Origin of the sequence: Fodinibius salicampi (genome assembly GCF_039545095.1) — a bacterium.
Classification (GTDB): Bacteria; Bacteroidota; Rhodothermia; order Balneolales; family Balneolaceae; genus Fodinibius; species Fodinibius salicampi.
This window is the reverse complement of record NZ_BAABRS010000001.1, coordinates 887,232-912,683: the sequence shown is the minus strand read 5'-3', so window position 1 is coordinate 912,683 and position 25,452 is coordinate 887,232. Positions and strand designations below refer to the sequence as shown.

General features: G+C 40.9%; 23 protein-coding genes. 13 read left to right on the top strand and 10 right to left on the bottom strand.

Going from position 1 to position 25,452, the window contains the following annotated elements:
* Positions 1-434: 434 nt before the first annotated feature.
* The 3 genes from ABEB05_RS03750 (at position 435) to ABEB05_RS03740 (ending at position 2,944) form a co-directional block, all read left to right on the top strand.
* Complete coding sequence (locus ABEB05_RS03750; protein ID WP_265787647.1) at positions 435-1,934, top strand: sigma 54-interacting transcriptional regulator; 1,500 nt, start codon at positions 435-437, stop codon at positions 1,932-1,934.
* Between the two features lie 78 nt (positions 1,935-2,012).
* Complete coding sequence (gene rpmE, locus ABEB05_RS03745) at positions 2,013-2,225, top strand: 50S ribosomal protein L31 (RefSeq protein ID WP_265787646.1); 213 nt, start codon at positions 2,013-2,015, stop codon at positions 2,223-2,225.
* Between the two features lie 83 nt (positions 2,226-2,308).
* Complete coding sequence (locus ABEB05_RS03740) at positions 2,309-2,944, top strand: MBL fold metallo-hydrolase (protein ID WP_265787645.1); 636 nt, start codon at positions 2,309-2,311, stop codon at positions 2,942-2,944.
* 29 nt (positions 2,945-2,973) lie between these two features.
* Here ABEB05_RS03740 and ABEB05_RS03735 read toward each other — a convergent pair whose 3' ends face one another.
* The 3 genes from ABEB05_RS03735 to ABEB05_RS03725 form a co-directional block, all read right to left on the bottom strand.
* Entirely contained in the window at positions 2,974-3,600 is a 627-nt protein-coding gene (locus ABEB05_RS03735) for a hypothetical protein (protein ID WP_265787644.1), read from the bottom strand.
* A gap of 87 nt (positions 3,601-3,687) precedes the next feature.
* Positions 3,688-4,206, bottom strand: a complete 519-nt coding sequence (gene lptE, locus ABEB05_RS03730; protein WP_265787643.1) for an LptE family protein — start codon at positions 4,204-4,206, stop codon at positions 3,688-3,690.
* Positions 4,196-5,500: a sigma-54 interaction domain-containing protein gene (locus ABEB05_RS03725; protein WP_265787641.1), complete on the bottom strand. Its 1,305-nt coding sequence runs from the start codon at positions 5,498-5,500 to the stop codon at positions 4,196-4,198. Before ABEB05_RS03725 ends, lptE begins: the two co-directional genes overlap by 11 nt.
* A 232-nt stretch (positions 5,501-5,732) precedes the next feature.
* Between ABEB05_RS03725 and ABEB05_RS03720 the strand changes: the two genes are divergently transcribed.
* On the top strand, positions 5,733-7,454 hold the full coding sequence (locus ABEB05_RS03720) for an alpha-amylase family glycosyl hydrolase (protein WP_265787639.1): 1,722 nt from the start codon (positions 5,733-5,735) through the stop codon (positions 7,452-7,454).
* Here ABEB05_RS03720 and ABEB05_RS03715 read toward each other — a convergent pair.
* The 3 genes from ABEB05_RS03715 to ABEB05_RS03705 are packed head-to-tail and all read right to left on the bottom strand — an operon-like array spanning position 7,443 to position 10,489.
* Entirely contained in the window at positions 7,443-8,348 is a 906-nt protein-coding gene (locus ABEB05_RS03715) for an HAD family hydrolase (RefSeq protein WP_265787637.1), read from the bottom strand. The two genes, ABEB05_RS03720 and ABEB05_RS03715, sit on opposite strands and share 12 nt — an antisense overlap.
* Positions 8,341-9,333: a glucosyl-3-phosphoglycerate synthase gene (locus ABEB05_RS03710; RefSeq protein ID WP_265787635.1), complete on the bottom strand. Its 993-nt coding sequence runs from the start codon at positions 9,331-9,333 to the stop codon at positions 8,341-8,343. The genes ABEB05_RS03715 and ABEB05_RS03710 overlap by 8 nt, the downstream gene beginning before the upstream one ends.
* Positions 9,320-10,489, bottom strand: coding sequence for a M20/M25/M40 family metallo-hydrolase (locus ABEB05_RS03705; RefSeq protein WP_265787633.1), 1,170 nt, complete (start codon positions 10,487-10,489; stop codon positions 9,320-9,322). The genes ABEB05_RS03710 and ABEB05_RS03705 overlap by 14 nt, the downstream gene beginning before the upstream one ends.
* 277 nt (positions 10,490-10,766) lie before the next feature.
* On the opposite strand from ABEB05_RS03705, the gene ABEB05_RS03700 reads away from it, so the two are divergent.
* The 6 genes from ABEB05_RS03700 to ABEB05_RS03675 all read left to right on the top strand — a co-directional run bounded on the left by ABEB05_RS03700 (position 10,767) and on the right by ABEB05_RS03675 (position 17,388).
* Positions 10,767-11,327, top strand: a complete 561-nt coding sequence (locus ABEB05_RS03700) for an RNA polymerase sigma factor (protein WP_265787631.1) — start codon at positions 10,767-10,769, stop codon at positions 11,325-11,327.
* A 3-nt stretch (positions 11,328-11,330) separates the two neighbouring features.
* Positions 11,331-12,056: an early set domain-containing protein gene (locus ABEB05_RS03695; RefSeq protein WP_265787629.1), complete on the top strand. Its 726-nt coding sequence runs from the start codon at positions 11,331-11,333 to the stop codon at positions 12,054-12,056.
* A 29-nt stretch (positions 12,057-12,085) separates the two neighbouring features.
* The gene (locus ABEB05_RS03690; RefSeq protein WP_265787627.1) at positions 12,086-13,306 is read left to right on the top strand and encodes a glycogen-binding domain-containing protein; all 1,221 of its coding nucleotides are present in this window, start codon (positions 12,086-12,088) and stop codon (positions 13,304-13,306) included.
* A 16-nt stretch (positions 13,307-13,322) separates the two neighbouring features.
* The gene (locus ABEB05_RS03685; protein WP_265787625.1) at positions 13,323-14,249 is read left to right on the top strand and encodes a hypothetical protein; all 927 of its coding nucleotides are present in this window, start codon (positions 13,323-13,325) and stop codon (positions 14,247-14,249) included.
* Between the two features lie 131 nt (positions 14,250-14,380).
* Positions 14,381-15,220, top strand: a complete 840-nt coding sequence (locus ABEB05_RS03680) for a DUF4382 domain-containing protein (protein ID WP_265787623.1) — start codon at positions 14,381-14,383, stop codon at positions 15,218-15,220.
* A gap of 317 nt (positions 15,221-15,537) precedes the next feature.
* Positions 15,538-17,388, top strand: a complete 1,851-nt coding sequence (locus tag ABEB05_RS03675) for a transthyretin-like family protein (RefSeq protein WP_265787621.1) — start codon at positions 15,538-15,540, stop codon at positions 17,386-17,388.
* Between the two features lie 152 nt (positions 17,389-17,540).
* Here the strand turns inward: ABEB05_RS03675 and miaB are convergent, their stop codons facing one another.
* Positions 17,541-18,902: a tRNA (N6-isopentenyl adenosine(37)-C2)-methylthiotransferase MiaB gene (gene miaB / locus ABEB05_RS03670; protein WP_265787619.1), complete on the bottom strand. Its 1,362-nt coding sequence runs from the start codon at positions 18,900-18,902 to the stop codon at positions 17,541-17,543.
* 276 nt (positions 18,903-19,178) lie between these two features.
* Between miaB and yiaK the strand changes: the two genes are divergently transcribed.
* Positions 19,179-20,186 (top strand): 3-dehydro-L-gulonate 2-dehydrogenase, encoded by a 1,008-nt coding sequence (gene yiaK, locus ABEB05_RS03665; protein WP_265787617.1) that lies wholly within the window; start codon positions 19,179-19,181, stop codon positions 20,184-20,186.
* A 96-nt stretch (positions 20,187-20,282) separates the two neighbouring features.
* On the opposite strand, the gene pyrE is transcribed toward yiaK, so the two are convergent.
* From pyrE to ABEB05_RS03650, 3 genes are all read right to left on the bottom strand, one after another.
* On the bottom strand, positions 20,283-20,924 hold the full coding sequence (pyrE, locus tag ABEB05_RS03660; protein WP_265787615.1) for an orotate phosphoribosyltransferase: 642 nt from the start codon (positions 20,922-20,924) through the stop codon (positions 20,283-20,285).
* Between the two features lie 62 nt (positions 20,925-20,986).
* Positions 20,987-21,454, bottom strand: coding sequence for a phosphatidylglycerophosphatase A family protein (locus ABEB05_RS03655; RefSeq protein WP_265787613.1), 468 nt, complete (start codon positions 21,452-21,454; stop codon positions 20,987-20,989).
* Positions 21,438-22,079 carry a CDP-alcohol phosphatidyltransferase family protein gene (locus ABEB05_RS03650; protein ID WP_265787611.1) on the bottom strand — a complete coding sequence of 214 codons (642 nt, stop codon included), beginning with the start codon at positions 22,077-22,079 and terminating at the stop codon, positions 21,438-21,440. The genes ABEB05_RS03655 and ABEB05_RS03650 overlap by 17 nt, the downstream gene beginning before the upstream one ends.
* 89 nt (positions 22,080-22,168) lie before the next feature.
* On the opposite strand from ABEB05_RS03650, the gene ABEB05_RS03645 reads away from it, so the two are divergent.
* Together ABEB05_RS03645 and ABEB05_RS03640 are read left to right on the top strand one after the other, a co-directional pair.
* A complete protein-coding gene (locus tag ABEB05_RS03645) occupies positions 22,169-23,455 on the top strand; it encodes a competence/damage-inducible protein A (protein WP_265787610.1) in 1,287 nt (428 codons plus the stop codon).
* Entirely contained in the window at positions 23,452-25,443 is a 1,992-nt protein-coding gene (locus ABEB05_RS03640) for a putative porin (protein ID WP_265787608.1), read from the top strand. The genes ABEB05_RS03645 and ABEB05_RS03640 overlap by 4 nt, the downstream gene beginning before the upstream one ends.
* Positions 25,444-25,452: the final 9 nt, after the last annotated feature.

The window sequence follows — 25,452 nt, the reverse complement described above, 5'->3', positions numbered from 1 at the left end:
TCTCTATATCAATAAAATTGGTTAAAAACTTAATTCTCACCATAGGGGCCGATACGAAAATATGATACATTCTCTCTATATATCTTGTGAACTTAAGTTTAATCTTACTCTCCGTCCCTATTATTGTAAGTACGAGTTAAAATTAATTTAAAAATATTAACCTGCTATGCAAATTAATTTAAAAGTATAGCACTGAAATACATAACGATATATCTCAGGCAGGAGGGTTTGTATGTCTAATAGTTGTTGGCCAGGGATGTCCACAGTAGCTTTAATAATTTTATTTCAGATGTAACTTTCGGCATGAAAACTTCCACAGCCTATCTATTGTAGGCTGGAAGAGAGACTGATAATTCATTTGGATAAATGCTATTGAATGAAAAAGGGATATCTGGAGTTATAAAAGAAAACAGAATTATATTTTATCATTATTTATGGATGAGCAATACACTGAACTTAAAACCTTGGGAGAACTTCGGGATTCAGGCTGGGAGTCCCTATCTGTAAAAGATGAAATCCGAAAAAATGTAATTCGAAAAATTGAGTCCGGGGAAACACTATTCCCGGGGATACTGGGATATGACAAGTCCGTTATCCCGGAGTTGCAGCACGCCTTGTTGTCCAAACATGATTTCATCCTGCTGGGATTGCGGGGGCAGGCTAAAACAAAAATTCTACGCCAGCTGCCAGCTTTTCTCGATGAATATGCACCTGTTGTTAAAGGTTCACAAATTAACGATGATCCGTTAAATCCTGTTTCTAAACAGGCCATTGAGATGATCGATGAACACGGAGAGGAGACTCCCATCGAATGGATTCATCGCAGCCAGCGCTACGGAGAAAAGCTTGCAACTCCGGATACAGCCGTGGGCGATCTGATCGGAGATATTGATCCCATAAAAGCGGCAGCCCAAAAACTGACATTAGCGGATGAAAATGTGATTAATTTTGGACTGGTCCCGCGCACAAACAGAGGTATTTTTGCAATTAACGAACTGCCGGATCTCCAGCCGCGCATCCAGGTTTCTCTGTTAAATATTATGCAGGAACGCGATATACAGATCCGCGGATTTAACATACGTATTCCGGTGGATGTGCTTATGGTATTTTCCGCGAATCCGGAAGACTATACAAACCGTGGAAATATCATTACGCCGTTGAAGGATCGTATCGATGCGCAGATTCTCACTCACTATCCTAGGAAACTGGAAATAGGGAAGAAAATCACCAGTCAGGAGGCGTGGTTCGATCGTAATAGCAAAATTAAGGTCAATATCCCTGATCTTTTGCGTGAGTTGCTGGAGCAGGTGGCCTTTGAAGCCCGGGAATCAGAATATATCGATCAGAAGAGTGGAGTATCGACGCGAATGACGATTACGGCTATGGAGCAACTTATTTCATCAGCCGAACGACGGGCATTGGTAAACGGAGAAAAGCGTACGACTGCCAGAATAACGGATCTCTTTCATGTAGTGCCTGCTCTGACCGGAAAGTTGGAGCTCGTATATGAGGGGGAACAGGAGGGCTCCCTTAATGTGGTAAAGCATCTTATCGGAAAGGCTATCAAGAAATCTTTTAAGCGAATATTTCCAGATCCGGAAGCTCAAAAAAAACAGGAAGATCCCAGTATTTATCAGCCTCTACTGGATTGGTTTGCTAATGGCAATACTCTTGAACTTACTGATAATATGTCTGGCGAAGCCTATGAAAAGGCTCTTGAACAGGTTGAGGGACTGGGTTCTGTTATTAAGGAATATGGAAAGGATAAGCAACCTGAAAATCGTTATATTCTTATGGATTTCGTTATTGAATCTTTGCATCAATACTCTATGTTAGGGAAGGAAGAAATAGATAATGGCCGCAGCTATTCGGATATGCTGGGAAGTATGCTGGGCTCGATTGATGATCTCGATAATTTGGAAGATTTCCAGTAGTAATTATCGTTGCAATAAGCCTCATATACTGTTATATTTGCACATCCAAAATAGGTAATAAAGAAATTTAAGAATCTTATGAAAAAAGGAATTCACCCAGAATACAACGAAATTACGGTTGTCCTGAGCGATGGAACCGAATTTAAAACGCGAAGTACCATGGATCCCGATGATGGGGTTTATCGCAGTGAGGTAGATTCAAAGAACCATCCTTTTTACACCGGCAATATGAACTTTCAAAAGAAAGCCGGTCGTATTGATCGCTTTAAGAAGCGTTACGGAACTGACTAAACCGAGTTTTGGTCACAAAGAATATAAGAGGGTGCACATCATGAAGAAGTGCATCCTTTTTTATTTGTATAAATAAGTATTTTATGGAAATACATCGTTTTAACGTCGGACCTTTTGCCGAAAATAGTTATCTGCTTATTGAGGGTGACGAAGGATTGCTTGTAGATCCGGGCTTTGCTGATCAGCAAGAATTTAATAAGGTACAGTCAATAGTAGACAGGAAAGAGGTGGATCTTAACTATGTACTGCTGACCCATGCACATGTGGATCATGCACTGGGATTACATCGAGTGCTTGATCATTATGATATCCCGGTTTATTTAAGTGATAAAGATTACTACCTCTGGAATAATTTTGAGTCACAGGCCCAGATGTTCGGTTTGAAAGCTCGGGGATTTGATTTTATCCCAGAGGTACTACCGGTTTCATCAGCGTGGAGCATTGCTAATTTTAATTTTGACGTGCGCTACACTCCAGGACATTCTCCTGATCATCTTTCGTTATACCTTCCGGATGAAAATATTGTCATCGCCGGAGATGCGTTATTCAAAGAGGGGATAGGGCGGACAGATCTCTATAAGGGAAGTATGGAACTGCTGAAAAAATCAATACAGGAAAAGCTATATACCCTTCCGGATGATACCACAGTTTATCCCGGTCATGGTCCTAATACGACTATTGGTCATGAAAAACAGTCCAATCCGTTTGTTAGAGGATAAGATCCTGTCGGTTCATTTACGCTTTGCTGTTATTCTTCTGATGATTGATCTTTTATTTTGTTGAGGCGTTCAATTTGCTCGTCGTAATAGTCGTTTTTTTCCTTTTTTATCTTTTTTAATTGCTGATATGAGCGAATAGCAGCATCAATTTTTCCTTGCTGTTCGTGAATTTTGGCCAGAGTTTCGGATACGATATCATCGACCTCTTTCTCGACTTTTGCACTTTCCTTTGATTCTTCAAAAGTAGGTGACTGGGGACGTATCTTCTTAGATTCTACACTGGAAAGCTTTTGAATTAATGAATCGAGATCTAAGAGGGGATCACGGTGATCGGAGACAGGAGTGGAGACGTTTCTTCCCGCATCCTGTTGAGGAGTCCAAGCTTCAAATAACTTGGGATGCGACAGATAGTAATGAAGTTTTTGAAGGAAAGGGCTTCCGGGAGCAAAAATACGTGCTTTGAGTGCTTCATCAAGGGCGGCATCATGCTTTTCCTGCAAATGATAAAACCAGGAAAGTAAAAGACGTCCGACCGCATCGGGACCTCGTTTTTTTAACTGTTTTTCCAGTCGTTGAGTAGCCTTTTGGGGATTTTCTTCAAAATGTTCAGCATAAGAAGCCAGTGATTTTGGTATATCAAAAGGTAATTGGAGCATCTACTTTAATTAAGAAAGTTCCCGACAACGCGATCACTTTATTATACAAATTGAAAGTTATAGCAGTCAACAAAAATAAAAAAAGAATTACCAGCCGCTTACAGCATCATTAAACATATTATCCGCGGCTTGGTTCAGGGCCTCTTGCGCCGCAGTAGTTTCTCCCTCAATCGGATTTTCATTCGTATCGTAGGTGGCAGACCCACTAAATGATTTATTCCATTCCGGTTCATTTTCACCCGTATACTGAAAAGTGGCATTTATAGAAATAGTAACCTCATTGAGACTGGTTTCATCCTCTCCGGTTATACTAAAGGTCTGATTGGTATACCGGGTAATTGAACCCTCTAATATAGCGTCGGCATCGGCCTGAGAGTTTGCAAGCTGTAGTCGTGTTTGGGTAATAAACCGATCAATAAGAGCATCATTGAGAAGATCACTCAGATTACCTATACCTCCCGATGATTGGTTAGCAAAGAACGGAATATAGACTGAATTGACGTTTTCCGGGATAGAAGTACCGGTAAAACTATATCTAAAACAGCTACTTAAGGCCAAAGCCATCACTAGTAATATAAGTCCGGGAATAATTCTTTTAAAGATCATACTGGTCAAGTTTACGATAGAGAGTTCGCTCACTTATTCCAAGCGCTTCAGATGCCTTACGTCTGTTGCCATCAAATTTTTTCAGAGCATGCTCTATTAAAAATTGTTCAGTCTTTTCAATGGAGGGGATTTCATCATCATTTAGGAAGCGGGATAAAGTGGCCCCCTCTTCCTCATCTTCCTCCGTAATATCGGCTTCGGTATAGGGTTGTACGCCAATATCTTCATCAGTCGAACTTTCGGTATCGATATCCAGATCTGGCATATTTCCCATCTGCACTTCATCCTGGATATTCTGTGGCAGAGCCTTAATATTTTTCTGCGAAAAAGTAGAGTAAAGAAAAGTACCAATCATTTTTTTGAGCTCACTGATGTCGTTTCTTAGCTCTACCAAAGCTCGGTAAATAAGTTGCTGGTCACCGTCATCAAAGCCCCGGCCGCTACTACTGTTGTCCGACTGATTTTGTTCCCTGTTGGCCAAAACAGGGAGGTTATCCGCAGATCCGGTATGCTGTCGTCCTTTAAGATATTTCTGTAATTTTTCAGTATCTATGAACTGCGATTTTTCGAGCACCACCAGTTGTTCGGCCACATTGCGGAGCTCCCGTACGTTTCCCGGCCACCTATAAGAAATTAGCAGCTCTTTTGCTTCGTCAGAAAAACCCTTAAAAACGGAATCATATTTAGCTGAAAATTCAGTTACGAATTTTCGGAATATGGGGATAATATCTTCCGGACGTTCCCGAAGTGGAGGAAGCTTAACTTTAACGGTATCAAGACGATAGTATAGGTCTTCTCGAAAATTTTCATCTTGTACAAGCTGCCAGAGGTCTTTATTAGTAGCTGCAACAACTCGAACATCGGTTTTCCGTAGTTTACTGGAGCCAACCCGAAAATATTCTCCTGTTTCCAGTACCCGAAGTAGTTTAACCTGTACATTCGCAGGGGTATCGCCAATCTCATCGAGAAAAATGGTACCACCATCTGCTTTTTCAAAGTACCCTTCCCGGGCTTCATGGGCACCGGTAAATGACCCTTTTTCATGACCAAAAAGTTCGCTTTCTATAATTCCTTCCGGAATAGCCCCGCAGTTTACAATAACCAAGTTTTCATGCTTGCGATGACTTATTTCATGTATTGCCTTAGCCGTTATATCTTTGCCTACGCCACTTTCTCCCTGTAAAAGTACAGTTATATCTGTATCAGCTACTTGAATTACTTTATCAATAACCTGTTTAAGAGCAGCAGACTCGCCGATGAGTCCAAACCTTTCCTGAAATGCTTCGCGATCCATAAAGGAATTTAAAATTACTAATTAGTAAGGATATTTGATGACAATTAAAGGTAAGGATTACTGTTTTAGATACCTAAACTAACCTTCTGTCTTTTTTATAAAAAAGAATTGTTTTGAATTCGGGAAAGAATCAGAAAGGAACTTTTTTACATTTCTACTTTAAATTTATTATTCAATAATTATTTTTAGGGCTTGAATAACTGGATTCCAGAAACAAGTTTAATATTAGTGAATGATTTTTAAGGAAAAGGCTTTAAAACACCTCTCCGAAGTTTACGACAAAGAAACGGCTTCAGAACTCATTGAAAAGATACAGGATCGTATCCAACATTATGGGTTTAGTATGGCTGAAGAAGAAACCGAACGGTCTCCATGGCATCAAAAGGAAACTATTTTGATAAGTTATGGAGATGTCATTGACACTGATGGTCATGAGAATCGTAAATTAAAACATCTGGAGAATTTTCTGGAGGAGTATGTGGGAAATGTCATTACTTCGCTTCATATTTTGCCCTTTTTCCCAAGCTCCTCGGATCAGGGGTTTTCAGTTATAGATTATAAAAAAGTACGAGAAGATCTGGGCCAATGGTCGGATATTGAACGTTTGTCAGAAAAATACCAGTTAATGGCCGATTTGGTTATTAATCATACTTCCCGTTACAGTGAGTGGTTCGAAAACTATCAGATGGGAAAACAGCCCGGTAAGGAATATTTCATTGAGGTGGATCCGGATATTAACCTCTCAGATGTTACGCGTCCCCGTAGTTCTCCTTTATTGACAGCAGTACAAACCAGCAATGGACTGCGGCATGTATGGACTACCTTCAGTGATGACCAGATAGATTTGGATTTTTCAAATCCTGAAGTGCTTCTCGAATATATTGATATCTTTCTCTTTTACCTCTCGGAAGGTATTCAGTATATCCGACTGGATGCCATTGCTTATCTGTGGAAAGAAATTGGCACGAATTCTATTCACCTTGACAAAACCCACCGCATTGTTAAGCTTTTTAGGGCAATGGTGGATTCTATAGATCCCGATCGTACGCTTATCACAGAAACGAATGTTCCTTTTGATGAAAATGTAAGTTATTTCGGATCGGGGGATGAGGCCCATATGATTTATCAGTTTAGTCTGCCTCCGCTGCTGTTGCATGCCATACTGACCGAGAATGCGGAATATTTAACAGATTGGGCAAAAGAGCTGCCCGCTCCTCCAAAAGGATGCACCTATTTTAATTTTACGGCTTCTCATGATGGTATCGGAGTTCGTCCGCTGGAGGGGCTTGTGCCAGATGAAGAGTTTAAATATCTCGTAGAGAGCGCTAAAAAGCGAGGAGGTTTTGTATCCTATAAAACGAATGCTGATGGTTCGCAAAGTCCTTATGAGTTGAATATTACCTATTTTGATGCCTTTGAAGAACCGGGAATAACAGATACAGATTTACAGCTTAAGCGTTATCTGTGTTCACAAGTGATAATGTTGAGTTTGCAGGGAGTGCCGGGCATTTATTTTCATAATTTAGTGGCTACTAAAAATGATATGGGGGGAGTCCTTGAAGATGGAGAAAAACGATCAATAAATCGTAAGAAATGGTCCTATCAGGAATTAAAAGACCGACTGGATGATACTGAAAATACTGCTCATATTGTGTTGAATTACTTTAAGCGAGTGCTTGGTATTCGAAAGGAACATCCGGCTTTTAGTCCGGCGGCAAAGCAAAAGGTACTTTCCTTAAAAAGTGATCTTTTTGCCTTTATACGTGAGTCTGAAACTGAAAAGGTGTTGGTAATAAGTAACCTCACGAACAATCAGGCTTCTGTAGAAAGCGATGAATTATCGGACTTTGCGGTTAATCAGATAGAATTAACTGATCTGTTGTCGGATAATAAGAGAGAAATTGACCCCGAATTAACCATAGATCCATTTGAAACATTATGGTTAACCAGCTGAAATACAATTGGTTAGCTGTGTTAGATCATCAATAATGAGGTCTGGTTTATATGCTTCTTTCTCAATATCACCGGGTTTATGCCGAATAGATCGTTTATCCCCTACGTAGAGTGCCGTTTTCATTCCAAGACTTTTCGCCGGTGCAATATCTTTGCGGATATCATTACCCACATAAAGGACCTCCTCAGATATCAGGTTCTCTTGCGTTAGGGTCTTTGCAAATTGTTTGTAAAAGTCTACCGACGGTTTTTTAAGCCGTGCTTGGTACGACCATGTAATAAGGTTGGGGTCAAAACCAAATTCCTCGGGAGATTGCTCATAAAACGCTTCAAATGCAAGGGGAGTATAGTATTGAGAATTGGAAATGATTCCCAGTCGTATATCTTGATTGAGAAGAGTGGTTAGTACTGTTTTCAGATTGGGTACAGGCCAGATGTTATTGATTCTAAATTCGAACTCAATCCCAAATTGAATAACTCTTTCTTTTGTGAGTTCTCCTTCAATTAATTGCTCATCCGTAAGTTTGGTTAAAACATCCCACCAGACCGCTCTTAAATCAGGTTCGGGATGATCAATCCCCTTTTTTTGAGCTGCAGTGACCGACTTATCAATTGTTTCTTCAAATAATTTATTTCCTCTGCCTCCAACCTCATCTTTTAAAATTTCAAAGCCGGTATCGCGAAGTGATTCAGAAAAAAATGCCTCACTATGCTCTTGCTGATCTTTGTCCACCCCAATATCACCGACAGAAGAAATAAACATCGTACCATAAAAATCAAAGGCTACGCATTGAATATCGGTAAGAGTATCCAGCTTGGTGGGGTGATCAATGGATATTGGAGAAAGAGGATGGGTGAGATCCTGAATACGTTCCAGTAACTTTTGCTTATTCATTGTCCTCAAAAGTTCGGTTAAACTTTGTGCAGTATTCTTCAATCTCGATCATGGGAGGGCGTTCTTCTTCCATAATGCTTAGCTCAGCCTGTTCATAAACATTGTCTTTAGCCTGAGTTTGCCGAAGAATAGTTTCAAAGTCTGCAATATCTTTTATTATACCAAGCGCCTTAGCACGTTTAATGAAGGTTTGGAGGATTCCAAAGGCCATTTTTCCCAACGCACGCGTGGGCTTGTTTTCATGAATTCGTTGGTCCAGATCTGTTTGTGCAAAAGCATCCAGCCCATACTTGGTATATACATCAATTAGGTGCGAGGTTTCTACTCCATAACCAATAGGGAAGTTTATTTTTTCAAGTACCTCTCGACGAACGGCATATTCTCCTGACAGGGGTTGAATAATGCCTGTAAGTTCAGGAAAATAGAGCGAGAATAGGGGGCGGATTAAAATTTCGGTTACGCGTCCCCCTCCCGAAGGTCGTACAGAGCCCGATACAGCCAAGGGACGGTCGTAAAAGGCTTTTACATACTTTACCTCTTCCCGGTGAATAAGAGGAGCCACGAGTCCATAGACAAAGCGGGGATGAATATTACTGATATCGGCATCTACATATACGATAATATCGCCTTTAAGTTGATAGATTGCCTTCCAGAGATTTTCTCCCTTGCCTTTTTTCTTTTCAAGCCCGGGTAAGATATCATCGGCCAGGTAAACATCAGCTCCGAAATTAGTTGCTATTTCCCGGGTATTATCATCTGATCCGGAGTCTATCACCGCTATCTCATCCAGCAGGGGATAACGGTCTACTAATTCTGATTTAAAAATAACCACCTCTTTACCGATGGTCTTTTCTTCATTAAGAGTTGGCAGACAAAGCGAGATAGTCAGATCATTCTTTTGTTTTTTTTCAACAAGTTTTTTTAGATCCCAGAATTCAGAATGATGATAGGTGTTTTTGTCAATCCACTTTTTAATCTTCTTCACAGTAACCTCCGTCAATTGCTAAAAGTGTGCCAATTATTTGTGCAATCCCCGTGTATATTGGCTCTATTTCTATACTTTCATTTGTTTCGTGAATATTATCTCCGTGGGTTAGACCTAATGTGATAGCGGGAATATCTTTGTCTATAAAAGCGGAGAGTTCGGATGTGCTTGGACCTGGACGCGGTTTTATTTTAAGTTGGTCCATAATTCGGCGGGTACGGCGAACCAAGGGGTGTGAAAATGAGATACCGCCGGGCTCGCGCTGGGCAAATATATCCAGATTGATGGTATCACCACTACGGGAAGAGACTTCGGAAACGATTTCCTCCATCGATTGATGTAGATCCTGAACCATATCTGATGATTCAGAACGGATTTCAAACTGAAGTTTTGCATTTAAGGCCGTAGTATTGAACGAACTTCCGCCTTCTATGGATCCCATAACCACACTTGTTCGGGGGCGCTGCGGCAGACGCAGTTCATTAATGTGATTAATGACTTCGTTTAACGTTAGAATAGCACTGGCATCTCCAAAGCGGGACCAATCATATTCTTCTGGAACCCGGCAGACTATTTCTCCTCGCTTCATGCCTATGGAAGTATGACTCAGACGTCCCAGTTCTACTCCTTCAAGACCAATTCCTGCTTTTATTGGCTGATTAAAGTTAGAGAGAAAAAAGCGAAGTCCCTCCAAATTACCGCGTCCAAGACTACGACTGGCGCCCATTAAAATAAGATTATGGTTAAGCTGTATGTCCATTTTCTCCAGAATAATGGGTAATGTAGCCAGAACAGCTATTCCCAAACTATTATCAGCTACACCTGCACCACTTACCGATTCTGGTTGAATTTGAATAGTATGATCTACTTTAGCATTGAATACGGTATCAGCATGGGCGACTATTAAAATATTGTCTTCACTAATATTCCCTTCGATAATACCAATACCATTTCCCACCTCATCAACGGAGTTCTTGGTAATTTCGGCCTCTTTGAATCGATTCATCAAGAATTCAATACGTTCTTCCTCTTCAAAGGTAGGGGCCGGAATTTCACCGGCCATTACAAGATTAGCCAAAAGAATCTCGCGAAGTTCTTGTGCCTTTTCCCGAATATTACTTAGCGATCCAAGTATATCTTCAAATGACTTTTCCAAGGTTCTGCTTAATAAATTTGAGATTAATCTTATTTTTATTCTAACTACATATAAGTAAGGTAAAATGAAGTCCTTTCAAAAAGTACGTAAGGTAGAATACGTTATGTCTTAAAGAACCATAGAAGTTAGCTTAATGCTTATTTAGGGCTTTAATTTTAAAAAAAATTTGTAACCATTGGTAATTTCAATCGTCCTATGAATGTAGTGGAAACTATCTGTACTTTAGCTAATGATAAAAAGGGGCGATAAATATATTTTCTGCAGTTAGATTTTACAGATGATAGATAATCAGGAAGAATTTCAGATAGTGGAAGCGGTCCTAAATGGACAAAAGGATCGGTATCGGGAGTTGGTAGATCGCTTTGCTCCGCTGGTCTTTGATATAGTGAATCGATTTGTAGACCATGAAGACGATGCAGAAGAGCTTGCTCAGGAAATTTTTGTAAAAACCTATGAGCGTTTGTCCAGCTTTAACGGAGACTCAAAATTTTCTTCGTGGTTGTATAGTATTGCCCAAAATCATTGCCGGGATTATGCGAAAAATATTCGGCGCCATAATAAGTCGTTTAGTCAAATGGAAGATCGTGATCTTGAAGAACAAATGGATTCATTTGGGGCGCCAGATATGGAAATGGAAAAGAGTCAATGGGTTTCCTTGTTAAAGCAAGCCCTTAAAGAGATTAATGAAGATTATGCTGAAGCTTTTTTGATGAAATATGAGTCTGGTATGACCTATAAAGCGATGTCGAATCGTCTAGATGTTTCACAAAGTGCTTTAAAAGTAAGGGTTTACCGGGCTAAGAAGGAATTAAAGGCATTTATAGAACAAAACAGTTAAACCATGACGAACAAAGAAAAGTTGTTCCAGCAATATCTGGACGGAGAATTATCTGCTGAAAAGGAAAAAAAAGTTCTCCATGAGATTGCGGAGGATGAAGAACTCCGGTCTATGCTGCGTTTTGAGCAACAACTGCATGACGCTTTCCTGGGGAACTCCTTCAAGGTTCGTGAACACACGGTTCCCGAGGGGTTTTCGGATCGGGTAATGGAGCAGGTTGTCCAAAAAGGAGAAGCGAGTTCCCCCGGTTTATTAGAACGATTAAAAGCTTGGTATCGCGACTTATGGGTACCACGGGAAATACAGTGGCGGCCGGTGTATGCATTTGCGGTAGCTATGTTGATATTATTATCTCTGAGTTACCCGCTCTATATGGTTCAGAATATGGAAAGAAGCAGTGAAACCTTGGCCTCGGAGGAAATAACCAATCTGAATGATTCGGTACAACAGGTTGCTTCTGAAGGTGATGAAGTAATGCTTCGATTCGTCTACATTGATGAAGAAGCTAATTCAGTAGCCGTTGCCGGCGATTTTAGCGATTGGGAACCTGTTGAAATGACAAAACAGGAAGTGAATGGTGAGCAAGTTTGGACAGGTCTCGTATCCATGCCAAGAGGGGAACATAATTATATGTTTGTGAAGAACAATGAGCAGTGGGTTACTGATCCACTGGCTACAGTTCATCGCGATGATGGTTTTGGAAACAAAAATGCAGTGATCTATTTATGAGGTTAAGCCTGACAATCATGTGCCTGCTTTTGATTACATCAGCTGGATATAGTCAACAAGGGCGGACTATTGTATCTCTTGATTCCAGGGTTGGGTATTCTACCAACAGCTATTTAAACCCTTTTTTGGGGGAATGGAATCCCTCCATAGAATCGGCCTATAACTTTACCTCTCTTCTTGGACAATCGTTTTGGTACGGACAGGGACATTCAATTTCTGTAACGGGGGGATTAGTTTATGAGCCCTTTTTCAATGAACAGGCATCCAGTTGGACGGGAGGGATTGGTCTATTTGAATATAGCTATCGTCTTTCAGAGAAGTTTAATATAGGGATCGAGAGCGGAGGCAGCTATATGCAAAATCAATATAGTCGTACTCTTATTTGGATACAGCCAAAACTTACATGGTTTGTTACTCCCTTTTCCTTATTTCGGGCCAAGATTGGTCCTAATTTTCGTAGTTACAAAAATTTTAACGAGGTAGAACAGACTAGGGATCGCCTGGATCTATATAGCTTGGAATTTGAAACATGGCCCAGTTACCAGTGGAGACTGAGGGCAGGAATATATGGTGCATTGAATACACTGGCGGACCCTCGGGAAGGATTTACCACACAGGCTTCAGCGGGATATCATTTTCGAAACGGAACTTCTATATCGGTTACTGGAAGCATGCAACAATTCCAGTTCGATCAGACAGTCACCGATGGTAATGGAGGAGATACTTTTCCTCCCATTGGGGGCGGTTCTTCTACCAGAATAGTAACCAATACAGATCGAATTGTTCGGGTCGGGGTGGATGGTACTGTTCCCCTCAGTAGACGGCTTTCAGTTTTTGCAGGAGTTGGAACGCTATACTTTATAAGTGAGAATACTGAAAATACTTCCAATGATTATAAAGTATCCGGGGGCGTACGTTTTAGTATTGAACCTAAATTTAACAGGGGGAGCACCAAAATTAAGCCTGAGTGGAACAAAAATAACAAGCAACAGAGAGTTCAAATACGATATTCCGGTCAGGGACGGCTTTATCTAGTGGGAAGCTTTAATAACTGGGATAAAGATGGAATTCCTTTAACAGAACAATCTGAAAATATTTACACAGCCCAACTAAGGCTTGAAGTCGGTTCTTATGAGTACAAAGTCCTAAAAATTCATGGAGATTCAGAAGAATGGCTTGAATTTTCAAATGAAGTCTATACTGTAGATGATGGTTTCGGCAGTAAAAATGCAATGTTATTAGTCGAATAAATTAACAATCAGAATTATGAAAAACTCTAAACTTCTATTTCTATCATTATTTGTCTGCAGTATGTGTTTATGGTTGTGGCCTTTGGAAAAGGTACATGCCCAGAATACAGATCTGTCTGTACTTGTTGAGCGGGCTGAAGCTGCTGGTATGGAGCAAGTTACTTTGTCTGAGCTTCAAAACCGAGCCCAAAGTCAAGGAATCAGTAACGAACAACTCGGCCAAATCCTTAAATCGGCCCTGAGTTTGTCTGAACAAAATTTACCCGGTCAACTGGCTATTGAGAAGGCTCTTGAAGGTCTATCCAAGGGCGTGCCAGGCGAACGACTTATTCCTGCTGTGAATAGGATTGGACAGGGCATGCGGCAGGCAGCAGAGGTAGTAGATCCGTGGATGGGCAGAAATGAAGTACAGGGCCTTCTGAAACAGAGTGGACAATCAATGTCGGAAAACGGCTTTCGCAATGAAATGATCAAAGCGACTTCCAAGTCATTTGTGCAAAATGTTCCCTCGGATAATGTGCAAAGTATCTTTCATGAAATTGGTTCAGAAGAAATTATTTCCAGAAGTACACCCGGAGACTTAATTACTGCAGTAAGTATCCTCCCGGATTTACCTACTACTGCTAATCAACCGAAAGTTTCTGCATCCTTTATTGTCAGAGCTTTAAAAGGAGGATTCGATGCCGATAAATTACAGCAACTTCCCTCGGCTATGAAGATGGGACAACAACGTAGTCAGCTGCCTGCTGCCTCTATTATAGAAGGTGTTGCCCAGCAAATGGATAATGGTACCCCCGCAAAACAGGTATTACAGAATCTTTTTAATGGCAATATTGGGGGTGGCCCTCCAGGGAATATACCGAAGGGGTTGGAAAACCGACCAGATCGCGGTAATAATAACCGGGGAAATGGCAATCCCGGAGGGAATAATGGCAACAATTAAGGGTGTTATATCAATCCCGCTTTAGTACAAGTTTTTTTCAAAAAAACTTGTAACCATTCGGATTTTCGGTCGTCTTATGTACAGAATGAGATAAAACCCCATTTAAACAATTTTAAATTAATAACAATTATATGTTACAGAATAAGATACTATCCCTACCATTAGTACTATTTTTTGCAGTAGCAGTATTTTTTACAGCATGTGATAACAGTGGAACAGGATCAGACGGAAGCATGGGTACGATGACCGTAGAGATGACTGATGCTCCCATTGATTCGGCCGATGCAGTAAACGTATTCATTGAACGCGTAGAAGTGAATAATGCTGAAAATGAGGAAGAAGGCTGGATCGTACTGAATGAACCCCAACAGAGTTATAATTTACTGGAGCTAACAAACGGGGCTACAGAAGTAATTGGTACCAAAGAACTGGAGCCCGGAACGTATAATCAAATTCGACTTATACTAAGCGAAGGCGGACATAGTGTAGAAGTAGGTGGTGAGGTACATGACATGAAGGTTCCAAGTGGGCCTCAGACTGGTATTAAACTCAATATTGATGCCGAAATTGAACCTGATATTGAATATGTACTTCTGCTGGACTTTGATGCCAGCCGTTCTGTTGTCGCTGCAGGCCCTCCTGGTGATGCCGTTAAATACCTCTTGAAGCCCGTTATTAAGGCAAAAGAGAAAGCTATTACTGGTAACATTGAAGGAGTCGTAGATCCTGCCGAAGCACAACCCGTAGTTTATGCTATAGACGATGTAGATGCAACAGAACCTGATACACTTGCTTCAACTATTGCGGATACGACAAGCGGCGATTTCAAGATTATTGGACTTGAAGAAGGAAGTTACGACGTGTCTATTGACCCCAGAAATGATGACTATCAATCTGAAACAGTGGAAGACGTGAGCGTTACAATAGGGCAATCCAATGACTTAGGAACTGTTGAGCTAAATCAGCAGTAGACTTCAAGTCAGAAGCAGTACTTCTATATGATGTTACTGCTTCTTTAGGGCAAGGGTCCGCAACATCAGTTGCGGACCCTTTTTTTATGTTTGAATAAATAGGAACGAATAGTTTATCAGAAAGAGAGAACCAAAAGAATAATTCTTATCCTTAAACACTTTTTTTAAAAAAACTCAAAAAAAATGTAAGGATTGGTGCTTAAAACGATCTTACTAATGTCGGGTAGTAAATGGATTCTCGTGAAAGGGATATTTTACCTTTTTAAAAAGATAATTTACCCCATAAATACTAATTAAAATAGAAGAGAGATCATATCATGAGTTATATTTTTAAAGGAACCCTTTGTGGACGTCTGTGTGCGAATTGTGAAGAAGATCTTTCGAATGTCCAAGTTAAGCTGTATAGGCTTCGAAAAGATCAGCGGGAGACCGTATTAGCTACTGCTAATCCTAAGAATACATTTGCCATTCTATCCGAGAAAGAAATTGCAGATAAGGAAGAATGGCTAATTGATGAGACCCAAACCAGGGAAGATGGTAGTTTTCAATTTGAATTGGGTGATGATCAGGAATATGAAGGAGAAGCCTTCGAAATTGATATATATATTGAAAAGGCACCCGGCCAAGAGGAACGGGCTGAAAATGTAGAACCTATACAATTTACAATTACCACCCTTCAACCTCAATGGAAGAAAGCTGAAGAAGGAGCTATTGCTGCCTGGGAGCACTGTATTTCTCAACGTTTTTGGTGTAAAATCCGGGATTTACTGGGAGCCTATGTTATTTGTGGGCAAGTAGTAGATTGTGAAAATGAGGAACCAATCCCCAAAGTTCGGGTAATGGCTTTTGATAGAGATTGGCTACAAGACGATGAACTCGGTACAGCTATCACTGATTCTTCAGGTCATTTCCGTATTTACTATTCTGAAAACGATTTTATTCCGGGTACTTTTATAGATGTTGAACTAATCGGAGGACCCGATCTTTATTTTAGAGTGGAAACTACTTTGGGAGCTCCGCTATTAAATGAGGATCCTTCCAGAGGAAGAGATTCGGACCGGGAAAACGTAGGGGCCTGTTTCTGTACGACTTTGTGTCTGTCGGATGTACCGCCCGAACCCGGACCAAACGATGTTCTTCCATTCTTTAGCCATATAGGAAGTTATGACTATGAAGATGATATAGATTCAGGAACTGGCCTTACTATAGGTTCAGAAAGGGCATTTTTCCGAAATCTTCGGTTAAATGGAACGCTATCCAAGAAATTAAATGGAAGTGATCTGGAATATCGATTCGAAGTACATGAAACAGATGCTTCCGGTAATCTCACCGGTAGTGGATGGGAACCCGTTCTGGAAAGCCAGTTAGGGAAATTAAAAATCGGAACTTTACAAAGAGCTAATCCTGATTTTCCAGCAACAAGCCCTAATCCAATTGAAAATGTGGATTATGTAATAAAGCCTAATCAACCTGACGAAATACCGGTAAATATAATCACTGATAGCGGTATCGATTGGATACAGGTGCCGCAGGAAAGTGATAATCCTTTAAGCAGTACTGGCTTTTTTACACCTAATCATGATTTAATATCACTGAATAGCCGCAGCATTGCTTCTTTTCCTGATGCCGACCTAACAGGATTGGTTACTGGTAATTCAGTAACAGACGTTCATCCGTTAGTAGAAAATAAACATTTTGCTATTCGGATGATTGTACGAGAAAAGGGTAGTTCTGGAACTGAGGAAATTGCAGGAATGTGCGAACATATTGCTGTAAATAATAGGCTATATGATGGTATTAATAGTCATCCCGATTGGTATTCAAATATCAGAAATAATCAATTAGCTGTGGCTATGGTTGATATTGCCCAACTACAGGGCAGTGGATGTTTGGGGATTACTACAGATCTGGATGTCGTATTTACTGCAGCTCATCCTAACTTGGGTTCTGTAAATATTAATATGACCGGACCCGGTGGACCATATAGCTTTACGCTGCCTTCAGCATCGACACCAGGCGATCTTCATGGGAACGCAACGCCTGATTTTTCGATCTCAGATTTAGAACCTTGTGCCTATATAGTAAACATGAGTGTTCAGGCATTGCTGACAGACGGGGATGAAATACCCAGTAATCTTCATGATGAGATTGCTTTTTGTAAACGTTAAAATCTATTTAATAAAAACCTATAAGTGTTTTTATCTATAAAGGTTAAGCGGGGTGCTTTCGCATCTCGCTTAACTTATTATATGGAGGGATTGCAAAAAAAATGCCACTATATCCAGTAACCTATAGTGGACATAGTAGGGGGGCAGAACTCTTATACTGCGACAGGCTCGGCCTCAAATTCCGCAATACTGCTTTTCTTAATAGGGTCGCCCATGAGAGTAGCCGAAGTGCAATCAGTGATAGTCACTTCCACATAATCTCCTTTTTCAAAATCTTTACGATCAAATACGACCATTTTATTGGTATCAGTACGTCCACGAAGCTGTTCATCAGAACGCTTGCTGGTTCCTTCCACTAAGACCAAGTGCCGGCGACCGATTTCCTTTTTGTTGAGTTCTTCCTGTATACTCATTTGTTGCTCTATAATCTCAGAGAGGCGTCGTTTTTTAACATCCTCCGGGACATTATCTTCATATTTTCGTTCCGCAAGGGTACGACCGCGCTCGGAATAAGCAAACATATAGGCCAAATCATACTTCACTTCGGCCATCAGGGAAAGGGTATCCTGGTGTTCTTCTTCGGTTTCATCACAGAATCCGGTAATAATATCAGTAGAAAGCGTCACTCCCGGAATAATATCGCGCATTTTCTCTACCAACTCCAAGTACTGCTCACGTGTGTAAGGGCGGCGCATCCGTTCAAGAACCGCATTACTTCCGGATTGTGCAGGAATATGGATATAACTACAAAGATTTGGTTGTTCACTAATACTTTCCAACAATTCTTCGGGAAAATCCTTGGGATGAGGGGAAGAGAATCGAATCCGCATCTCCGGGTCAACCTGGCTTGCTTTGAACATCAGTTCAGCAAAAGTGTTTTCCCCGTCGTCATAGGAATTTACATTTTGTCCCAGCAGAGTAACTTCTTTGTATCCTTGGTCACTGAGCTGTTTTAATTCATCGAGAATACTTTCGGCAGGACGGCTCCGCTCACGTCCGCGCGTGAAAGGGACTACGCAAAAGGCACACATGTTATCACATCCGCGCATGATGGTTACAAAAGCACTAACCCCATTATCGTTAGTACGCACCGGTTTAATATCTGCATAGGTTTCTTCCAGAGACAGTAAAACGTTCACTGCTTTACGTCCGTCATCAACATCAGAAAGCAATTTTGGGAGATCGCGATAGGCATCGGGACCTACAACAAGATCTACGAGCTCTTCCTTTTCCATGATTTGCTCGCGGATACGCTCGGCCATACAGCCCAGCACGCCGACGGTCATGTCTCCATCTCTTTCTCTTTTCATCGCCTTAAATTCCTTGAGCCGGTTCCAAACGCGCTCTTCAGCATTTTCACGAATAGAGCAGGTATTAATGAATACCACTTCTGCGTCTTCTGGCTCATTAACCGGCTGCATACCTTCTTCCATCAAAATAGAATTGACAATCTCTGTATCAGAGACGTTCATTTGGCAGCCATATGTTTCGATATAAAAGTTGCGTTGATCCAAGGGAATAAAGTTTTTGCTTGCTGGTTATGAAAGGCTAAATATAAGAAGAGATTGCCTCTTTATGAAAGTCAATAAGCTATTTGTTGGCAGGGATTCTAAAGATAACCGTGGTCATATTCTTTACTACTTGAATTTGCTCAATGCGAAAGTTAATTATTGACTGGATGTTACCTTTAGTTTCACTAAGTTTGGAAACCTTAACAAGGTCGATGATTTAGCATTTACAGAATAGCGCATATTCGAAATTTATTAATAACGGTCAAAATTGAAGCTTTTATGTTGAGGTTCCCACTTAAAGAAATAAAAGACGTTTTAGTCCAGATTTTAAAAGAGTACGATTTTCCTGATTCAAAGGCTCAGCTTATCGCCAAAGTGCATACGGAATCCAGCCGTGATGGGGTTTACTCCCATGGACTTAATCGTTTTCCCCTTTTTATTGAATATGTTGAAAAAGGGTTAATCGATATAGCAGTTGACCCTGAAAAAATTGCCAGCTTTGGAACACTTGAACGCTGGGATGGTCAACTAGGGGCTGGTGTCTCCAATGCCCATCGATGCATGGAGCGAGCCGTAGAACTTGCCGAAAAACATACTATTGGATGCGTCGCATTGCGCAATACCAACCACTGGATGCGAGGTGGCACCTATGGATGGCAAGCAGCTGATAAGGGAAAAATAGGCCTTTGTTTTACCAATACTAAGCCTAATATGCCGCCATGGGGTGGGAAGGAGAGTCGCATTGGTAATAATCCTTTTGTTATAGCAATTCCCAGAAAAGAGGGACATGTTGTGCTGGACATGTCTATGTCGCAATTTTCTTTTGGGAAAATTAATACATATAAACTTAATAATGAAAAGTTGCCATTCTATGGGGGATGGGATGATGAGGGCAATCTTTCAAAAGATCCGGAGAAAATTCTTTCCAAAGAACGAGGATTACCTATCGGCTACTGGAAAGGCTCTGCCTTGTCGATAGTTCTTGATATGTTGGCTGCCTTACTTTCGGATGGAAAGTCTACATGTAAAATTGGGGAAGATGGATATGAGGTGGGAATTTCCCAGATATTTATCTGTATAGATCCACAGAAATTTTCGGATGGGAATCTGAAAGACAAACTACTAAACGAGATTATAGATAGTGTTCACGACGTACCTCCAATAAATGAAGGGGATCGCACCTATTATCCCGGTGAAAAAACCCTGGCCACCCGTAAAGATCATATAGAGAATGGAATACCTGTTAGTGAAGAAGTGTGGGAAACCATTACCAACTTAACTTCATGAAGAAAAAAGGGACGTAATTCAGGTGATCATAGAAAATATGGACCTGATTAAGATTATTAACAAATCTGATTATCCATTCATCCGGAAGTGCTTGATTTAGTTTGGCCAGGTTTCGGGGCTCTTACGCCATTCGGCAAGGGCCTCCAAATCATTCTCATTCACATAACCATGCTCGTTAGCTACATCAATAAGTGTTGTATAATCTGTCAGGGTGTAAAGAGCGACACCTGCATCTTCAAACCGCTGGATGGCTTTGTCGAAGCCGTATGTAAAGATACTGAGTACGGCTTGTACATCGGCATCAATAAATTGGAGTGCTTCCACTACAGAAATAGCTGATCCACCTGTTGAAATAAGATCTTCGATTATTACTGTGGATTCTCCTTTTTGAATACCCCCTTCTATTTGATTTCCCAATCCATATGCTTTGGCCTTTGCTCTTACATACGACATTGGCTTGTCCATATTTTCCGCAATCCACGCAGCGTGAGGTATGCCAGCGGTAGCCGTGCCGGTGATGACATCAATATCACCATACTCCTCTCTTATAAAAGCTACAAATTTTTGGGCGATCTTTTTTCTGATCTTCGGATAACGCATGGTCAGTCGATTATCACAATAGATAGGGGAATTCCAGCCAGAAGACCAAGTAAAGGGATCGTTGGGTTGCAGTATAACAGCATTTATCTTGAGGAGGTCAAGCGCTATTTCTTTCGCAAAGGATGAATCAATAAGCATATATTAAATGGTTAAATGACAAAAATTGGATCAGTATAACAGATAATGTTACAAATTTAATTTTAAATGAAATATAAAACAATTTTAAGGCATAAGAAGGCATAAAATCCGGCTAGAAGATCATCGACCAGAATGCCCCATCCACCTGGAAGTTGTTGTAAAGCATTTACACCCAAAGGCTTTTTAATATCAAAAAAACGAAAAAACACAAATCCAGCGAAAAGTAATAATATATTAGGCCCAAGACCGCTAAAAAAACTGATGCCAATAAAGGCCATTCCCTGACCGGCAAATTCATCCATTACTAGAGGAGAGGGATCACCGCCCCAAACGCGTTCGCATTCTGCAGACACCCAAACCGTAAGGAAAGAGCAAAAAATGGTAAATAACGCAATGCCATACCAGGGAGCATAAACGCCAATAAAATAAATAGGGAAGAGGGCAAAGAAGCTTCCCCATGTTCCCGGGGCATTGGGTAAAAAGCCAGCATAGAAAAAGCTACCTAAAATAGGTTTAAGTTTTTGCATCATGTTTATTTATAAAAATATTAATATTTACGTATATGTATTCGATTCCGGAATATAGGGTAAGAACTACGATAGCTATCATTAGCCAGCCAAGAATTCCGGATTCTAATAATTGAATGCAGTAGCTGCTTAGCCATACATCGGTATTTACAAAGACTCCTACCAAAAGCACAAGATAAAGAAAAAACATCTGGCTCATGGTCTTTATTTTTGCCGTTAAACGCGTTTTTATACTCACGTTACGTCGTTCAGCTATAATACGCATACCGGTAATAACAACATCCCGAAGCACAATAACCCCTACAGCCCACCATGGAAACTGTGTGGCATCAATAAAGGGCAAACAGATAAAACCTGCAAAGGTTAAAAACTTGTCAGCTAACGGATCTAAAAAAACGCCATAGGCCGTTTGAGCACTATACAAACGGGCAAGATAGCCATCAAAAAAATCAGTGACGACTGCTACCGCAAAAATTCCGACACTTAATGCTCTCCACACGACCTCATCCTGTACATATAGAATTAGAAAAATGGGTGCAAGCACTAATCTTATGGTGCTTAAAATGTTAGGAAGCCTTTGCACGTTAACTAAATGCGAGTTATTGGTTGAGAGCCATTTATTTTTCAAAGCTGATATCATTAAGTGCTTCGAAAAGGTGTCAAAGATTGATATTTTGGTCTTCAAATTTTTATAAAAATACGAATTAGAATAACAGTATGCAGTGTTGGATTATAAGTATTGGTGATGAGCTCCTTATTGGTGATACGATTAATACAAATGCCAGCTGGATGGCACAGTTGTTATCAGAATATGGGGTAGAAGTGGAGCGCATAGTAACGCTGAAGGATGATCTGTCCGTTCTTAAGGAAACAATTAGTGACGCTCTGGATTCTGTTGATTTGGTAATATCAACAGGTGGATTAGGTCCAACACATGATGATGTAACCAAAACGGCGGTTACTGATCTTTTTGATACGGAGCTTATTGTGCACGAACCTACACTCTCTTTTATTAAAAAAACGTTTAAGAAAAGGAATATTCCTTTTTCAAAGTCGAATCATTTGCAAGCCAAGGTACCTGCAGATAGTGAAGTGTTATTTAATGAACAGGGTACTGCACCAGGCTTATGGCTGGAAAAGAATAACTCTATTCTGGTTGTTTTGCCGGGCGTTCCCTATGAGATGAAACATCTAATGCAGAAAAAAGTTTTACCCAAACTCCGGAAGTTACTAAACGGAAACGTTGTCCGGAAAGCCCGTTATCTCCTAACTTCTGGGATAGGTGAAAGTACGCTCAGCGATGAGGTTGTAGGAGATTTATCGTCCTATTTTAATGAAAATATAAGCGTGGCTTATTTGCCTTCTACGCAGGGTACTCGTATTCGAGTTCGGGCACGCGGATCTTCAGAAGAAGATGTTGAAAACAAAATGAGACCTGTAATTGAACATCTTAAAAAGAGTGCGGGAGAATATATTGTAGGTGAGGGCAAAGATCTTCATCTTGCCAAAGTTCTGGGAGAGCTAATGACTGAAAAGAATCTGACTATGGCTACTGCTGAAAGTTGTACCGGAGGACTGTTAGGAAGTAAGGTGACTGATATTCCGGGCAGCAGCCGATACATGAAAGGAGGGATTATAGCATATGCTAATGAGGTGAAAGTTAAAGAACTGGATGTAGAAGCAGAGGATTTGCAAAAATATGGGGCTGTAAGTAAAGTGGTTGCCCTTCAGATGGCCAAAGGAATTGCTCAGAAAATGGGTGCCGATATCGGGGTATCAACAACCGGTATTGCGGGTCCGGAGGGAGGTACCAGGGAAAAACCCGTAGGGACAGTTTGGATTGGATTTTGGAACCGAGATCAGCATTTTGCAATTAAAGGAGAATTCACAAAAGATCGATGGGTTAATAAAGAGCGCTCTGTATTTGTTGCTCTGGAGATGGTACGTCGAATACTTCTAAATATTTCAGAAATGCCCTACGGACTTCAAAAGCAGACGGTTTGAAGCTATTTTATATATTAAATATTGTTTTATTTCTGGTTCTACCGCTTCAAAGCGTCGCGCAGGTAGAAACGGTGGGAGTAGATTCTATCACTATTGATACTACTATACAAGTTGATAGTATTGCGCTGGATACTGTCACTTTATCGCAATCTACAACCAATGAGGATGAGCCATTAGAACAAGTTGTACCCTGGCAATTTCATGCTCCGCTTGGGGCTGATGTTACCGCCTCTGATAGTACCCTTCGGTGGCAAATTTGGCCTGACTGGACACATAAGTTAAATAGGAAGCCGGGGGTGATAACCTATAGGATGGGGACAAGTTTACGCTCGAATGCCGTACAGCGTTTTGCCCATGAGCCCCGTTACCAAAAGCTATATTGGGAGGGAGTTCCGCTCAACGATCCTATTTCAGGAAATCTGAATTGGGCACTGATTCCCCAGCACAAAATTGATAAAGTCTATAGTGAAGATAAGGGAACCTATCATCGTACGTCCTTTTATTTAAATCAATATTACTTAAATAAGCCGCTTTCGAGACTTATCTATAGTGAAAGCAAATTTTCCAACCGCGATCTGGAGTTCGAGGTAAGCCATAACCTGTCACAAAAAACAAATATTACGTTAAGCTATTGGGATCGCCGGGCAGGAGGTGAATATAGGAATTCCCAAGTCACAGGGCGACAAATTTATGTGAAAGGGAGTCATCATTTAGGAGACCGACGATATATCAAACTCAATTATATCAACAATAACCTTCAGGTCGGACGGCCGTTTGGCTATCTTACCGGTGATCTTCGTACCTTTCATTTTGATCACTACCGGGCAGATCCAAGCGAGTCCTCGGGGAATTCCAGGGGAATAAACAATTTATTCGCCTTAAACTTCTATCAGCGCAGTGCCGATTCTACAAAAGCTACGGATAACCTCCATGCCGGTATATTTCATCGGAAAATACAGCGTACACTGGAGTATTCCGCCGATTCAACCTCCTATAACATACGAACGGGGGGACTAAATGTGAGGAAGTGGTTGGATATAGGATCATTTTTAGAATTAGAAGGAGGAACTCAATATGAGCATTATTTCCCAAAAAAGTCTGGCCTTAGCCCTTTATCAATTAATTCATGGGGAAAATTAACGGCAGATGGGAAAGCAGTATTACGGGCCGGTTCATTTTTAAATCTGGTGGGAGATGCAGAGATTACCCTTCGCACTGATGGTTTCCAAAATTACAGGCTGCAGGCGGGTGCTGAAATTGTGTTTGGAAAGCTTCATTTATCACCTTCTATTTCTTCGGGCACGCTCATGCCTACGCCACAACAACTCTATTGGCAATCAGATATATTTCAGGGTACTAATGATTTAGAAAACGAGGAGATACAGGAGGGGAGCGTTGAGCTTTCCTATAACTTTTCGAAGGAAAGTCGAATTGGAGCAAGAGTTCAACACAAAGAGATAGGCAACGGAGTGATGGTTGGGGCCGATAGCACCTTTGCTAATATGGAGAACTACGGTTCCCAATCGGCTACTGCCTTTCTAAACTTGGATTCAAAATCTTTTGAGATCAATAGCTCTGCAACACTCCATCAATTTACAGACAGCTTTTTGAATCCCATTGGGAGTATTCCTATGCAAAATGATCCCCGGCTTTGGATTAAGGGAGGAGTATACTGGAAAGGTTACCTTTTTGATCGCGCAACCTATGTGAAAGCAGGGCTGTCCGGAATGATGGCGCCCTTTCAATACCAGGCAGATCACTATCAACCGCAGCTGGATTACTGGCAACCCATGAGCGTGGACCAAGAGCTTCCGGCATACAACCGCCTGGATGTTGACATTTCTGCCCGTGTACGTTCAATTATGTTCGTCATGCGATTTGAAAATGTGCTTGATGATGTTAATCAACTAGGCTACTTTGAAACGGCTCAATATCCGATGTCTCAGCGACGTTTTATATTTGGAGTAAGAGCCTTGTTTAGAAACTAAAAAGAATAT